This window comes from Pseudoflavonifractor gallinarum, assembly GCF_014982855.1.
GTDB classification, from domain to species: Bacteria; Bacillota; Clostridia; order Oscillospirales; family Oscillospiraceae; genus Pseudoflavonifractor_A; species Pseudoflavonifractor_A gallinarum.
Genome location: NZ_JADCKF010000013.1, coordinates 49,088 through 61,693, shown reverse-complemented (window position 1 = coordinate 61,693; position 12,606 = coordinate 49,088). Strand labels below are relative to the sequence as shown.

General features: G+C 59.6%; 10 protein-coding genes, 1 pseudogene and 1 riboswitch. All 11 genes and pseudogenes read right to left on the bottom strand.

Annotation, left to right across the window (positions count from 1 at the left end; translation table 11 throughout):
* Positions 1-24: 24 nt before the first annotated feature.
* Complete coding sequence (locus INF37_RS13430) at positions 25-873, bottom strand: transporter substrate-binding domain-containing protein (protein ID WP_235964344.1); 849 nt, start codon at positions 871-873, stop codon at positions 25-27.
* A gap of 281 nt (positions 874-1,154) precedes the next feature.
* Positions 1,155-2,873, bottom strand: coding sequence for a peptide ABC transporter substrate-binding protein (locus INF37_RS13425; RefSeq protein ID WP_193538829.1), 1,719 nt, complete (start codon positions 2,871-2,873; stop codon positions 1,155-1,157).
* Between the two features lie 361 nt (positions 2,874-3,234).
* Positions 3,235-4,269 carry an ABC transporter ATP-binding protein gene (locus INF37_RS13420; RefSeq protein ID WP_101691057.1) on the bottom strand — a complete coding sequence of 345 codons (1,035 nt, stop codon included), beginning with the start codon at positions 4,267-4,269 and terminating at the stop codon, positions 3,235-3,237.
* The gene (locus INF37_RS13415; RefSeq protein ID WP_235964343.1) at positions 4,262-5,341 is read right to left on the bottom strand and encodes an ABC transporter ATP-binding protein; all 1,080 of its coding nucleotides are present in this window, start codon (positions 5,339-5,341) and stop codon (positions 4,262-4,264) included. Before INF37_RS13415 ends, INF37_RS13420 begins: the two co-directional genes overlap by 8 nt.
* A gap of 16 nt (positions 5,342-5,357) precedes the next feature.
* Entirely contained in the window at positions 5,358-6,680 is a 1,323-nt protein-coding gene (locus INF37_RS13410) for an ABC transporter permease (RefSeq protein WP_101691056.1), read from the bottom strand.
* A 3-nt stretch (positions 6,681-6,683) separates the two neighbouring features.
* Positions 6,684-7,640 (bottom strand): ABC transporter permease, encoded by a 957-nt coding sequence (locus tag INF37_RS13405; protein ID WP_101691055.1) that lies wholly within the window; start codon positions 7,638-7,640, stop codon positions 6,684-6,686.
* Positions 7,641-7,911: 271 nt separating this feature from the next.
* The gene (locus INF37_RS13400; RefSeq protein ID WP_193538828.1) at positions 7,912-8,838 is read right to left on the bottom strand and encodes a DUF2156 domain-containing protein; all 927 of its coding nucleotides are present in this window, start codon (positions 8,836-8,838) and stop codon (positions 7,912-7,914) included.
* A 193-nt stretch (positions 8,839-9,031) separates the two neighbouring features.
* Positions 9,032-9,610 (bottom strand): dipicolinate synthase subunit B, encoded by a 579-nt coding sequence (locus INF37_RS13395; RefSeq protein ID WP_101691053.1) that lies wholly within the window; start codon positions 9,608-9,610, stop codon positions 9,032-9,034.
* A gap of 2 nt (positions 9,611-9,612) precedes the next feature.
* A pseudogene (locus INF37_RS15780) lies at positions 9,613-9,759 on the bottom strand (NAD(P)-dependent oxidoreductase); the annotation flags it as partial.
* Positions 9,760-9,792: 33 nt separating this feature from the next.
* Complete coding sequence (locus INF37_RS13390) at positions 9,793-10,668, bottom strand: YitT family protein (RefSeq protein ID WP_101691052.1); 876 nt, start codon at positions 10,666-10,668, stop codon at positions 9,793-9,795.
* Between the two features lie 449 nt (positions 10,669-11,117).
* Positions 11,118-12,218 (bottom strand): M20 metallopeptidase family protein, encoded by a 1,101-nt coding sequence (locus INF37_RS13385; protein WP_193538826.1) that lies wholly within the window; start codon positions 12,216-12,218, stop codon positions 11,118-11,120.
* 132 nt (positions 12,219-12,350) lie between these two features.
* Positions 12,351-12,520, top strand: a riboswitch (Lysine riboswitch).
* Positions 12,521-12,606: the final 86 nt, after the last annotated feature.

The window sequence follows — 12,606 nt, the reverse complement described above, 5'->3', positions numbered from 1 at the left end:
GCTTCCCTGATTCAGACTGTGTTCTTACTTGGCCACCACGATGGACTGGACCGCCTCATAGTAGCCGTTGGTGAAGTTGGCGTTTTCCTCACGCTCGGGATTCTTGGTGAGGCCGGCGGCGATGAAGTCGATCCGGCCGGACTGGAGGGCGGGGATCAGGGCGTCAAAGTCCATGTTCTCCACGGTCACCTCATAGCCCATCTCGGCGCACAGGTACTTCACATAATCCACATCAAAGCCAGTGGGCTGGCCGTCGCTGGTCAGGTACTCAAAGGGCTCAAACTCACAGTTGGTGCCCATCACCAGAGTGCCCTTGGGATTCTCCACAGGGGCGAGCTCAGGCAGGGTGGCGTCCTCCTCCTTGGAGATGTACTTAGCCACCAGGGCGTCAAAGGTACCATTCTCCTTCAGAGTCTCCATAGCGGCGTTGAACTCCTCAGCCAGAGCCGCGCCCTCCTCATTTTTCTGGGTGGCGATGGCGTAGGTCTCGCTCTCCTCCGAGGCGGGGAAGTCCAGCAGCTGCAGCTTGTCGGGGTTGGCGTTCACCAGAGACTGGGCAGGATTGGTGTCGATGATGATGCAGTCCACCCGGCCGTTGATGAGCTCCATCGCGCAGGCGGTGGCAGCCTTGAAGGCGCTGACCTCGGCACCCTCGATCTCCTTGGCAATATCGTTGCCGGTGGTGCCCTCCTGCACAGCGATCTTCTTACCCTTCAGATCCTCCACAGAGGTCCAGGTGTTTCCGGTCTCCTCGGTGGGCGCAGGGCTGGCGGCGCCAGGATCGGCGCTGGGGGCGCTGGAAGTGCTGCCGCAGCCGGCCAGCAGGCTCAGAGAGAGCGCCGCGGCCATACCAAGAGCAAAGAACTTTTTCATATTCATCTTCTCCTTCATGAGCAACTCGCGGCCAGTCTTTCCTGTGCCGGCCGGTGTTGGATTGATATGCTATGATTATACACCATATTCATGAAAATGCAAGTCTTTTTTGCATATTTATGAATATGACCAAGTCTGCTTTCTTCCCGCCCGTTCTCTTGTGCATCGTGTCGACAATCAGACCGTATTCTGGATATGTATGACATTTTCTAGCAGAAAACGGCGAAGCCACTGGCCTCGCCGTTTTCATTCTTATGCAGGTTTTATACAGCCCTCAGGTCTTACTTGGAGGTCACGTGGGTGAACACGAAGAAGCCCAGGGGGGTGTAGTACATGCCGTTGAGATCGCTGTTGATCATGTAGGGCTGGGTGTAGAAGTACAGGGGAGCGATGGCGCAATCCTGCTCCATCAGCATATCCTCAGCCTGATGCATGAGCTCCATACGGCCCGCGGCATCGGAGTCGCTCAGAACCTCGGTCATGATCTTGTCATACTCGGGGTTGGAGTAGTGAGCGTTGTTGTTGCCGTTGCCGGTCATGAACATATCCAGGAAGGACACGGGATCGTTGTAGTCGCTGATCCAGCCGTCGCGGCAGATGTTGTAGTTACCCTCGCTGCGGGTGGACAGGAACACGTTCCAGTCCTGGTTGTTCAGGGTCACGTCCACGTTGAGGACATCCTTCCACATGGACTGGAGGGCCTCAGCGATGGCGCTGTGCTTGTCGTCGGTGTTGTAGAGGTAGGTGACAGCGGGGAAGCCGGCGCCGTCGGGATAGCCGGCCTCAGCCAGCAGCTGGCGGGCCTTCTCGCAGTTGGCCTCGTAGTCCTCGGGGGCAACGCTCCAGTAGGTGCCGCCGGTGGTGCGGAAGTCATCGCCGTCGGGGCCAGCAGCGTCATACACGCCGTAGGGCACCCAGCCGTCAGCGGGGATCTCGCCCACCTGGCTCACGTTCTCCACGATGTAGTTGCGGTCAATGGCCAGGTTGAAGGCCTGACGCACGCGGGGATCGTCGAAGGGAGCCTTGGAGTTGTTGAAGTCCACGTAGTAGGTGCCCAGGTAGTCACCGGCGATCAGGGAGCCGTTGGCCAGCAGGGTAGCGGTCTCGTCCACGGGGACGTTGTTGACGAAGTCCAGCTCGCCATTGTTGAAGGCAGTCAGCATGGCGCGGGTGTCGTCCATCAGCTTGAAGGTCAGCTTGCTCACGGTCACGCTGGCAGCGTCATAGTAGTTCTCGTTGGGAACCATGACGATCTCAGCGTTGTGAGACCAAGACTCCAGCTTCATGGGGCCGTTGGAGATGTAGGTAGCGGGATCCTGAGTCCAGTTGGCGTTGCCCTCTACCACGTCCTGACGCAGAGGCATGGTGCAGGGGAAGGCGCAGATCTCCTTGAAGTAGGGGCAGTTGTAGGTCAGGTTGACCACGAAGGTGTGCTCGTCGGGAGCAGAGACGCCCAGCTCGGAGGGATCCTTCTCACCGTTGCGGATCTCCACAGCGTTGACCACCATGTCGATGATGTAGTTGTAGGGAGCAGCCAGCTCGGGGTTGACCAGGCGCTGCCAGGCATACACGAAGTCGTTGGCGGTCACAGCCTGACCGTCGGACCACTTGGCGTCCTCACGCAGCTTGAAGGTCCAGGTGTAGGTGCCGTCGGCATTCTCGACCACCTCGGGCTCCTCCGCGGCCATGCCCAGGTCCAGAACGGCGGTGGCGCCGCCGTCGGGGTTGTTGCCCTCGGCGCTGTCCACCCACTTGTACAGGTTCTCAAACAGGTGATGGGCCATGATGCCGCCGTCCACGGTACGGTTCAGAGCAGGGTCCATGGTCTCGGGCTCACTGGCCACACAGACGCTCATGCTGACGCCTTCGGCAGCGGGAGCGCCGCTGTTCTCAGGAGCAGTGGTCCCGGTGGGAGCCGTCTCAGTGCCGCCGCATCCGGCCAGCAGGGAGGCGGTCATGGCGACCGACAGGCCCAGAGCCAGAAGTTTCGTCTTCTTCATTGCGAAAACCTCCAAAGTTTTTTTGTATCCTCTCGCCTTTCCAGCGTGATACACGGTCATCTTCTGTCCTGTTCAGCCGGACAGATGTTCTTCCAAAAAAGCGTTTCGGTGGAATCCGAGGCTGATTATACCACGGTGCATTACTCTTGTAAAGTAAAATGTTTCAAAATTGTTAACCCGTAATAGGAAGGAAAGGCGAAGAAAACTCGGGTTTTCTTCGCCTTTCCGCGAGGATTCTGCATTTAAATACAATGACACTCCATTGGATGCAACAAAATTCTCTGCAAAATAGTCACATATCCAACAGTGCTTATCCCCGTTTTCCCACGGCAGATACGTCCAATCTACGCGGACAGGAAAATTACTTGTTCAGCAGATGGCAGGCGGCCCAGTGACCGGGCTCCACCTCCCGGAAAACCGGGGCGGCCTCGCTGCACTCCTTGGTAGCATAGGGGCAGCGGGTATGGAACCGGCAGCCCGTCGGGGGATTCATGGGAGAGGGAATGTCACCCTCCAGGACGATGCGCTGGCGCTGGCGGCTGACCTCGGGGTCGGGAACCGGCACAGCGGAGAGCAGGGTCTTGGTATAGGGGTGGAGGGGGTGCTTGTTGAGCTCATAGCTCTCCGCCAGCTCCACCAGGGAACCCAGATACATTACGCCGATGCGGCTGGAGATGTGGCGCACCACGGAGAGATCGTGGGCAATGAAGAGATAGGTCAGCCCCATCTCGTTCTGCATATCCTCCAGCATGTTGACCACCTGGGACTGGATGGACACGTCCAGTGCGGAGATGGGCTCGTCACAGACGATGAACTCGGGCTTCACCGCCAGGGCGCGGGCGATGCCCACGCGCTGCTGCTGGCCGCCGGAGAACTCATGGGGATAGCGGTTGGCGTGTTCGGTGTTCAGTCCGACCATGCCCAGCAGTTCCTTGATGCGATCGGTGCGCTCGGCCTTGCTGGCGTAGAGCTTGTGGATATCCAGCGCCTCGCCGATGATCTCACCCACCGTCATACGGGGGTCCAGAGAGGCAGAGGGATCCTGGAAGATGATCTGCATCTTCCGGCGGTAGGGCAGCATATTCACCATCTTGGGCTTGGCCACCTTAACCCGGGTGGCGTGGCCCTGGGCGTCCTTCTGCCAGGGATCGGCGCCCTCAAAAATGGTCTCTCCGTCATAGACGATCTTGCCGGAGGTGGGCTCATGGAGCTGCAAAATGGTGCGGCCCAGCGTGGTTTTACCACAGCCGGACTCGCCCACCAGGCCCAGGGTCTCACCCTTCCGGATGAAGAGGGACACGTTTTCCACCGCCTGCACGCCGGGGCCCTTGGTTCCCTTGACGGGGAAGTATTTTTTCAGGTTCTGGACTTCCAGCAGAATTTTATCCTCAGCCATTCTGCGCGCCCTCCTCTCTCTGCTTCTTCAGCTCATCCTGCACCCGCAGCCAGCAGGCGGCGCGGTGGCCCTCACCCAGTTCCACATAGGGGGGCATCTTCTGCAGGCAGATCTTCATGCAGTGCTCGCAGCGGGGCGCAAAGGGACAGCCCTCGGGCGGGTTGAGCATATCCACAGGGGTACCCTCAATAGGGATCAGGCGCTCGTGGCTCTCCGCGTCCACACGGGGCATCGAGCGCAGCAGTCCCATGGTATAGGGGTGACCGGTGCGGTAGAAAATATCGTCTACCTTACCCTGCTCCACGATCTTTCCGGCGTACATGACCGAGACCTTGTCGCAGATCTCCGCCACCACGCCCAGGTTATGGGTGATGAAGATAATACCCATCTGGGTCTTCTTCTGCAGGTCCTTCATGAGCTCCAGGATCTGGGCCTGGATGGTCACGTCCAGAGCGGTGGTGGGCTCATCGGCAATGAGCAGCTTGGGATGGCAGATCAGGCCCATGGCGATCATCACGCGCTGGCGCATGCCTCCGGAAAACTCATGGGGATACTGCTTCATCCGCTTTTCCACGTTGTTGATGCCCACCAGCTCCAGCATCTCCATGGCGCGCTTTTCCGCGTCGGCCTTGGAGATCTTCTTGTCGTGGGCCTTGAGGGCCTCCACCAGCTGGTTGCCCACGGTGTAGACCGGGTTGAGGCAGGTCATGGGGTTCTGGAAGATCATGGCCACTTCGCTGCCCCGGAACTGGGTCATCTGATCCTTGTTGAAGGCAAGGACGTCCCGGCCCTCAAAATGGATGGAGCCGCCCACCACTTTGCCGGGGGACTGGAGCAGGCCGATGATGGAGTAGGCCTCCTGGCTCTTGCCGGAGCCAGACTCGCCCACGATGCCCATGACCTCGCCGTAGTTGAGCTCATAGCTGATCCCGCCCACGGCCTTGACTTCGCCGGCGGGGGTAAAGAAGGAGACCCGCAGGTCCTTCACTTCCAGCAGCTTCTCGCCGCTGGCCGGTGCTTCGGTGTGGAGCTGCCCGTCCCGGCGCTCCTCGTTCTCTTTGTTCCGATCCATGCTCGCTCCTCCTCTCTTACTTCTTCAGGCGCGGATCCAGCGCGTCGCGCAGGCCGTCGCCAAACAGGTTGAAGGCCAGGATCATCACACTGATGATGACAGCCGGAATGATCAGGCGGTAGGTATAGGTGGTAAAGCCGCTCAGCGCGTCCCGGCACATGGAGCCCAGGCTGGTCAGCGGGGCGGACACGCCCACGCCCAGGTAGGACATGAAGGACTCCAGGAAGATGGCGGAGGGGATCTGCAGGCAGGTGGTCACCACGATCTGGCCGATGCAGTTGGGCAGCAGGTGGCGCCGGATAATGCGTCCGCCGGAGGCGCCCAGCGCCCGGGCCGCGGTGACATACTCCTGCTGCTTGAGCTGGAGGATCTGACCGCGGATGATGCGGCTCAGGCTGACCCAGTACAGAAGGCCGAAGGCGATGAACATGGCGATCAGGTTGGGGCCGATGGTGCGCATGAACTCCGCCAGAGCGTTGCCCTGATGGTCCGAGATAAACTGGGTGATATGGGGGCTCATACTGGTGGAGATCAGCAGGATGACCAGCACCTCAGGTACGGAGTAGATAACGTCGACGATGCGCTGCATGACCACGTCCACCTTGCCGCCAAAGTAGCCGGAGATGGAGCCGTACAGGGAGCCGATGATGAGCACGATAAAGGCGGCGGCCAGACCGATGGTCATGGACACCCGGGTGCCGTACATGGTGCGCACCATGATATCACGGCCCAGCTTATCGGTACCGAACACATGGGGGAACACCTTCTCGCCGTTGGCGATGCGCTCGAGCTCCTCATTGGAGTATCCAAAGGGATGGCTGTGAATGCCCAGAGCGGCATAGACCTCCTCCTCGGACATACCGGCATACTCTCCGCCGGTCTTGGCCTTGGCGCGGATCAGAGCCTCCTCACGGCTGGTGAGCTTCTCGCCCTTGGCCTCAGCCTCGGCACGGGCCTGCTCCACCGCCTCCTGGGGGTCCAGGGTGCTGGTAGCCTGGCGGTACTGCTCCTGTTCCTCCAGGGTGTAGTGGTGAGGATAGAGATTCTCGGCGCCCAGGTTGCGCTGCTCATACCCATAGGGCACCAGCATGGGGCCCACAAAGGCAAAGAGGATCAGCAGCACGATGACGCCCAGAGCCACCATGGCCACCACGTTCTTGCGCAGGCGGCGCCAGGCGTCCGACCAGTAGGATACGCTCTTGCGCTGCTGAATAAAGTCGGCCTTCTCCTCACTGGAGGCAGGCGCAAAATCATCGTTGGTCAGGGTATTCCAATCCAGCATGGAGTCCACATCGGGCTGGAGAGAGCCGATGACCGGTTTTTTCTTTCGATTCGCCATTGGTTACTCTCCTTTCGTCAGATCGATGCGGGGATCGACCAGCTTGTAGATGATATCCACCACCAGGTTCATGAGGACCACAAAGGTCGCCAGGAAGATGGTCGTGCCCATAATCACAAAGTAGTCGCGGTTGGTGATGGACTGCACCAGATAGCGGCCCAGGCCGGGGATGGAGAACACGCTCTCCACCACGAAGCCGCCGCACAGGGTGAAGGCAACCAGGGGGCCCAGGTAGGTGATGACGGGGATGAGGGCGTTGCGCAGGGCGTGCTTGAAGATGATCTTGCCGCCCTTCAGGCCCTTGGCCCGGGCAGTCTTGATATACTCCTGATTGATGGCGTCCAGCATGGAAGACCGGGTCAGCCGGGCGGTGTAGCACATGGGATAGAGGCCCAGTGCGAAGCAGGGCATGAAATAGGCCTTGGCGCCCAGATCCGGGTTAAAGATGGCGGTCAGCTCAAAACTCTTCAGCAGCTCCGGTCCCACCGGGGAACAGAACAGGATCAGCAGGAACGAGGCCACGACAAATCCCGGCATGGAGATACCTAAGGTACAGACCACGCGCAGCAGGCTGTCCACCCACTTCCCTCGGTAATAGGCGGCCAAACAGCCCAGCAGGATACCGACCACCACAGCCCAGGCCAGGGCGATCACGCCGATCTTGGCGGAGATGGGGAACATATCCGCAATGATCTCGGCTACCGGGCGTCCCTTCTGCATCTTCAGGGACTCGCCCAGATCGCCGTGCAGCGCATTTTTCAGGTAATTCACCATCTGAATGGGCAGCGGCTTGTCAAAGCCGTACTTTGCATCCAGTGTGGCCTGCTGCTGCGGCGTCAGCGCTTTTTCCGAGGCAAACGGGCTGCCAGGCACCGACATCATCAGCAGGAAGGTGACACAGGACACGATGAGGACCGTAATGATTGCCATAACGACTCGCTTCAATATGTACTTTGCCATTTCTTCACTTCCTAAACTTTCTTTCTCCACTCTGTTTCAGAGGGCCTTTCTTTCCGGTGAATGAGTGAATCTGAAACCACTTTTCAAGCGCCCGGATGCTTGAAAAATTATTTCAGTTTTCGTTCCATTCTAACCCTTCTGAGGCCCTCTGCGCCCTACTTTTACGCAGTTTTTATATTTTATCTTAAATTATGTCCTCAGTCAAGAGACATTTGTTAGGCCCCTCGTACTTTTTTGTAGTAACAGCCCGCCGCTTTATCGCGCTAGTTTATCAAAATTTTGTATCTTTTTTCAACGTAGCGCTGTATTTTTCCACCATGCAGTCCGGATAATAGGACTCCTTGGCCTTCCGCAGCCCGGGGACACCCATGTCATCCTCCCGGTTGAGATAACGCACATCGGGATAGCGGTTTCGGACCCAGCGGGCAAATTCCCGGTTGATCAGCGTGTAGCCGCCCCGCAGCTCGTTATAGGCCTTCTCAAAGTGGACGTCATAGCAGTCCTTTCCCAGCCGGTCCCCCATGGTAAAGGCAACCACTTCCCCGTAGACCCGGATCACGCCGCCTTCCAGTCCCAGCTCTTCAAAGTGGGCAATGGCATCCCGGAGGGCCAGCCCCTCATTGCCCAGATCCCCGGCCTCCGCTGCTCCTTCCCGCTCCCGGCTGCGCCGGTACCACTCCTTGTCCATCTCCAGGCACTCCGGCAGGACGGCCGGAGTCATCTCCTCATAGGTCCAGTGCGGAAAGGCGCGGATAAAGGCATTGATGTGGTTTCGTTTGGCATGCAGCTGTTTGCCGGGGAGCTCCGCCAGCCGATCGATCTCATAGAGGTAATCAAAGCTGTCCCGGTCCGCTTCGATCTGAAAGCATCCGGGGAAACGGGCCTCCAGTCCTTCCGCCTGTTCCTTGGACAGGCAGACCAAGCGGAAGGGTTCCCCCCGCTCATCGGCGTCTTGGGCCAGTGCATGCAGCACCTGCTCTACCTCCCCCTCCCCTGCGGGGTAGAGATAGCTGCACCCCAGCTTTCCACACAGACGGGCCGCCAGAAATCCCTCCACCGGGGCGATGGCGTAGTGGAACGCGTGGCGCCAGGTATAGAGATTGGTAAAACTGTATTCACATCCTCTGGAATCCGCTCCCAGCAGCAGCTTGTCCACCCAGGACTTGTCTGCCAGTTCCGGTGTATGAAATGCGATCATAGATGAAAACGACTCCTTTTGCTCTTGATATCCATTCCCGCATCCATCGCGGGTACTTCTCCTCCCCCTGCAAAGTATTGGGGGCCGCGAGCTCTTTTATCCTACCACGCCTCTATGAAAATGGCAAGAAAAAGGAGCGCTCCGCTCCACCCCAAATTCGGGCAGAGAAGCGCTCCTTTTCCGGTTTCGGAATTCATTCCCGCAGCAAAATTGGCTGGATCTGTCTCTCGCAGAGGGCGGCGTCAATGGTCTCAGGTACCCGGTCAAAATCCGCCACCAGAGAGGTGGGCTTGTGCTCCGGATCATCCTGGCCGAAGGGGACAAAATAGACGTGCTTCTTGTCCAGCAGCGTACCGATGTTGCGGGCCGCCCCGGCCAGACCGTCATTGGTGGCCACTGCCAGTACCAGGGGACGCCCGTTGCGCAGGTGGGCCTTGGCTGCCATAGTGACCGAGGAATCGGTGATCCCGGCGGCCAGTTTCGCCAGTGTATTCCCAGTACAGGGACAGATCACCAACACATCCAGCAGCTTTTTGGGCCCGATGGGCTCGGCCTTGACCACCGAGTCCACCACCCGTTTGCCGCAGATGCGCTCCATCTCGGCCACAAAATCAGCGGCGTTGCCAAAGCGGGAGTCGGTTCCCGCCCCCCGTTCGGAGACAATGGGCGTCACGCTGCCATAGCGCTCCGCCACCCGCTCCAGGGTCTCCATAGCCTTGGCGTAAGTACAAAAAGAGCCGGTAAAGGCAAATCCCACATGGATCTCTTCCATATTCACACTCCCAATTCGTTGAGGATATTATAGATGGTACTCTTGATGGCTCTGGCCGCCGTCACCGGCGCCACTTTTCCCGGCAGGGACAGGGCCCATACTGCCTTGATGCCCAGACGGCGGGCCGCCTCAAAGTCCACCCCGGCGGGTGTGTGAATGGGAAGGGGTATTTTTTATTCTAGTTACTTGCCCGTCTCGGCCGAAGCGAGATAGCGTTTGGCCCGGGTAAAGCCTCGGCCGCTCACCTCACTGACCCGGCTGACGATCAGGAATGCCTCCGGGTCGATGTCATGGATCAGACGCTCCACCTTCCCCAGCTCCATGGGGGAGACTACGGAGAGGAGCATCTCGGTCTCCCGCAGCATATAGCCCGTGCGGCTCTGGAGAAGGGTCCCGCCCCGGTCCACCTGGGAGAGGACGGCTCGGCGGATCTCCTCCACCTTTTCGCTGACCACTTTGACCTCCACCTTCTGCTGACCCAAGACCAGCACCTTGTTCAGCACCGCCGTATAGATGAAGACCAGCAAAATCCCGTACAAAATCTGTTCCCAGTCGCTGAACAGCGCCTGGAGCAGCAGGATGACCATATCAAATCCATAGAGCATGGGTGCCACCGGGAGATGAAAGAGTCGGTTGAGCACCAGGGGCGGGATGTCCATGCCACCCGTGGACGCTCCGGTGCGAATGACGATTCCCAGGCCCGCGCCGATGCACATTCCACCGAAGGCAGTGCACAGGATCACGTCCTGCGTGATGGCCTGTGCCGGCAGCACGCGCTCCCACAGCTCCAAAAGCACGGGGTAGAGCAGGCTGCTCAGCACCGTGGTGGCCGCAAACTTCCGCCCCAGCACCGCCAGCCCCAGCAGCAGCATCACCACATTGAAGCCCAGCACGAACGCGGAGATCGAGATCGGAAAGCAGTGCCGCACAAACAGCGCGATTCCGGTGGTCCCCCCGGTGATCAGCCCGCCGGGCAGCAGGAAGGCCGCCACGCCGAAGGCGTACAGGGCATTTCCCAGTACCACCAGCAAAAGATCCAGGCCCAGATTTCGCTTCATAGAGACCCATCCTTTCTTTTCCTGTAAAAAAAGAAAACCACGTCTGTCGGATTTTCCCTGACAAACGTGGATCGAGGCTTTCGCCTAATACCCTTCTTTTATACCACACTTTTTCCCCTCTGGCAAGTCTGTTTTCTGCTCGCGTGCAGTCCGGGTTTCACGCACACAGCGAGGTCCCTCGCGCAGGTCGCTCCCCTCATCTGCCCGCCCGGGGTAACCCAGGCGGGCAGTGCAGTGCCTCTCTCATCCTTCCATCCGTTTCTCTGCTTCTATGGTTCAAAATCCGCATATCTTATTATATAAAGGTATAACAGGCTCTCTTTCCTCCCGCCCGGTAGGGCGGTCCTCGCTCGGACACATGGCCTTCCTGTGCCGCATCCTCTGGTATGGCCCGGTTTCCCTATTGTTCGTCTTAAAAAGACATGTTCTTTCTCTGCTCACAGTTTTCCCTAGGCTAACTCCAGCAGGCGCTGCTGGAACCGAACCCCTGCCTCCAGTACCTGCTCATCAAAATCGAAGGTGTCAGCATGGAGCGGGATCCCGGTTCCCGTCCCCAGCAGGAAAAAGACGCCCGGCACACAGCGCTGGTAAAAGGAAAAATCTTCCGCGATCAGGAGGGGCTCCTCCAGAAGACGCAGCTCCGGCAGGGTGGCCGCACTGGCGGCATAGAGCTCCGGATCGTTACACACCGGGGGATATCCCTCGGAGAACCGGATCTCCGCCTCCACGCCGTACTGCTCCCCCACCGTTCGGGCCAGCGCACGCAATTCCTCCTTGGCGCTCTGAAACACTTCGTCCGAGTCCACTCGGAGACTGCCCAGCAGCGTACTCTCGGCGCTGATGGCATTGCGGACGCTCCCGCTCTCCATCCGCCCGAATTTGAGGAGGCATACACCCTGCTCCCGGTTCAGCTTCCCGGTACACGCCTCCGCCTCGCACAGGAAGCGGGCCCCCGCCATCAGGGCGTCGGCCCCCTCCTGCCAGCGGGCAATGTGGGCGCTGCGGCCGGTCATCCGTACCGTCACCTCGCTGGCCCGTGCCATCAGGGGCCCCGGACGACTGCCCAGCGTCCCCGCCGGCAGATTCGGCCAGAGGTGGAAGCCGTAGATCCGCTCCACCCCATAGCGCTCCAGCACGCCGCTCTCGCAGATGGAACGGGCCCCGCCGGTGGTCTCCTCGGCGGGCTGGAAGATCAGAAGCACATTGCGGGGCAGTGTGGAAAGACGCTCCGCCACCGTGTGGGCCAGGCCGATCAGCATGGCCATATGGCCGTCATGGCCGCAGGCGTGCATCTGCCCCGGGTGACAGGAGACATAGGGCGCCCCTGTCTTTTCCAAAATGGGCAGGGCGTCCATGTCCGCCCGGAAGGCCACAGCCCGCTCCTTCCCCCCGTCAAACCAGGCGCACAGAGCCCGTCCGTCCGGGGAAAAGAGCGTACAGGGCAGATCCTCCAGCGCGCGGCGCAGATAGGCCGTGGTCTGGGGCAGCTGGTCATCCAGCTCCGGAATGCGATGGAGATCCCGGCGGACAGTTTGGAGCAGTTGGAGCATGTTACATCCCTCATTTCCCCGCAGACGCGGTTTCTTTGTCCGCTATTATACGGTCCCAGGACGCCGGGTGCAAGTGAAATTCGCAGAAAAAACTTCTTGACACTAAAGCAGCGCCGTGCTAAAATAGGCCAAACTCAGGATAGAGGCGCAGGTGAGAATACCCCGGGGGAGTCGGCAGACAGCGATCCCGGGCGGAGGCGAACCTGCCGAATTCGGACGCCGGGCACGGCGGCCGGGTGGGGCCGTGGAGAAGATCTGCGGCACTGTCTGCGGGGATGACCCGCGGGAGTGCTATCCTTACTGCAGGTTTCTCCCCAAATGCACCGGAGAGCCTGGGCCGTCAGTAAGGCATAGCCCTACTGGCGTTTTTTGTTTTGTGTCCGCTCCT

Bases quoted from the DNA above. Each gene is read 5' to 3' on its own strand.
- INF37_RS13390 (WP_101691052.1), bottom strand. From the start codon at position 10,668: ATGAAGCGAAATCTGGGCCTGGATCTTTTGCTGGTGGTACTGGGAAAT.
- INF37_RS13415 (WP_235964343.1), bottom strand. From the start codon at position 5,341: ATGGATCGGAACAAAGAGAACGAGGAGCGCCGGGACGGGCAGCTCCAC.
- INF37_RS13395 (WP_101691053.1), bottom strand. From the start codon at position 9,610: ATGGAAGAGATCCATGTGGGATTTGCCTTTACCGGCTCTTTTTGTACT.
- INF37_RS13400 (WP_193538828.1), bottom strand. From the start codon at position 8,838: ATGATCGCATTTCATACACCGGAACTGGCAGACAAGTCCTGGGTGGAC.
- INF37_RS13420 (WP_101691057.1), bottom strand. From the start codon at position 4,269: ATGGCTGAGGATAAAATTCTGCTGGAAGTCCAGAACCTGAAAAAATAC.
- INF37_RS13405 (WP_101691055.1), bottom strand. From the start codon at position 7,640: ATGGCAAAGTACATATTGAAGCGAGTCGTTATGGCAATCATTACGGTC.
- INF37_RS13430 (WP_235964344.1), bottom strand. From the start codon at position 873: ATGAAAAAGTTCTTTGCTCTTGGTATGGCCGCGGCGCTCTCTCTGAGC.
- INF37_RS13385 (WP_193538826.1), bottom strand. From the start codon at position 12,218: ATGCTCCAACTGCTCCAAACTGTCCGCCGGGATCTCCATCGCATTCCG.
- INF37_RS13425 (WP_193538829.1), bottom strand. From the start codon at position 2,873: ATGAAGAAGACGAAACTTCTGGCTCTGGGCCTGTCGGTCGCCATGACC.
- INF37_RS13410 (WP_101691056.1), bottom strand. From the start codon at position 6,680: ATGGCGAATCGAAAGAAAAAACCGGTCATCGGCTCTCTCCAGCCCGAT.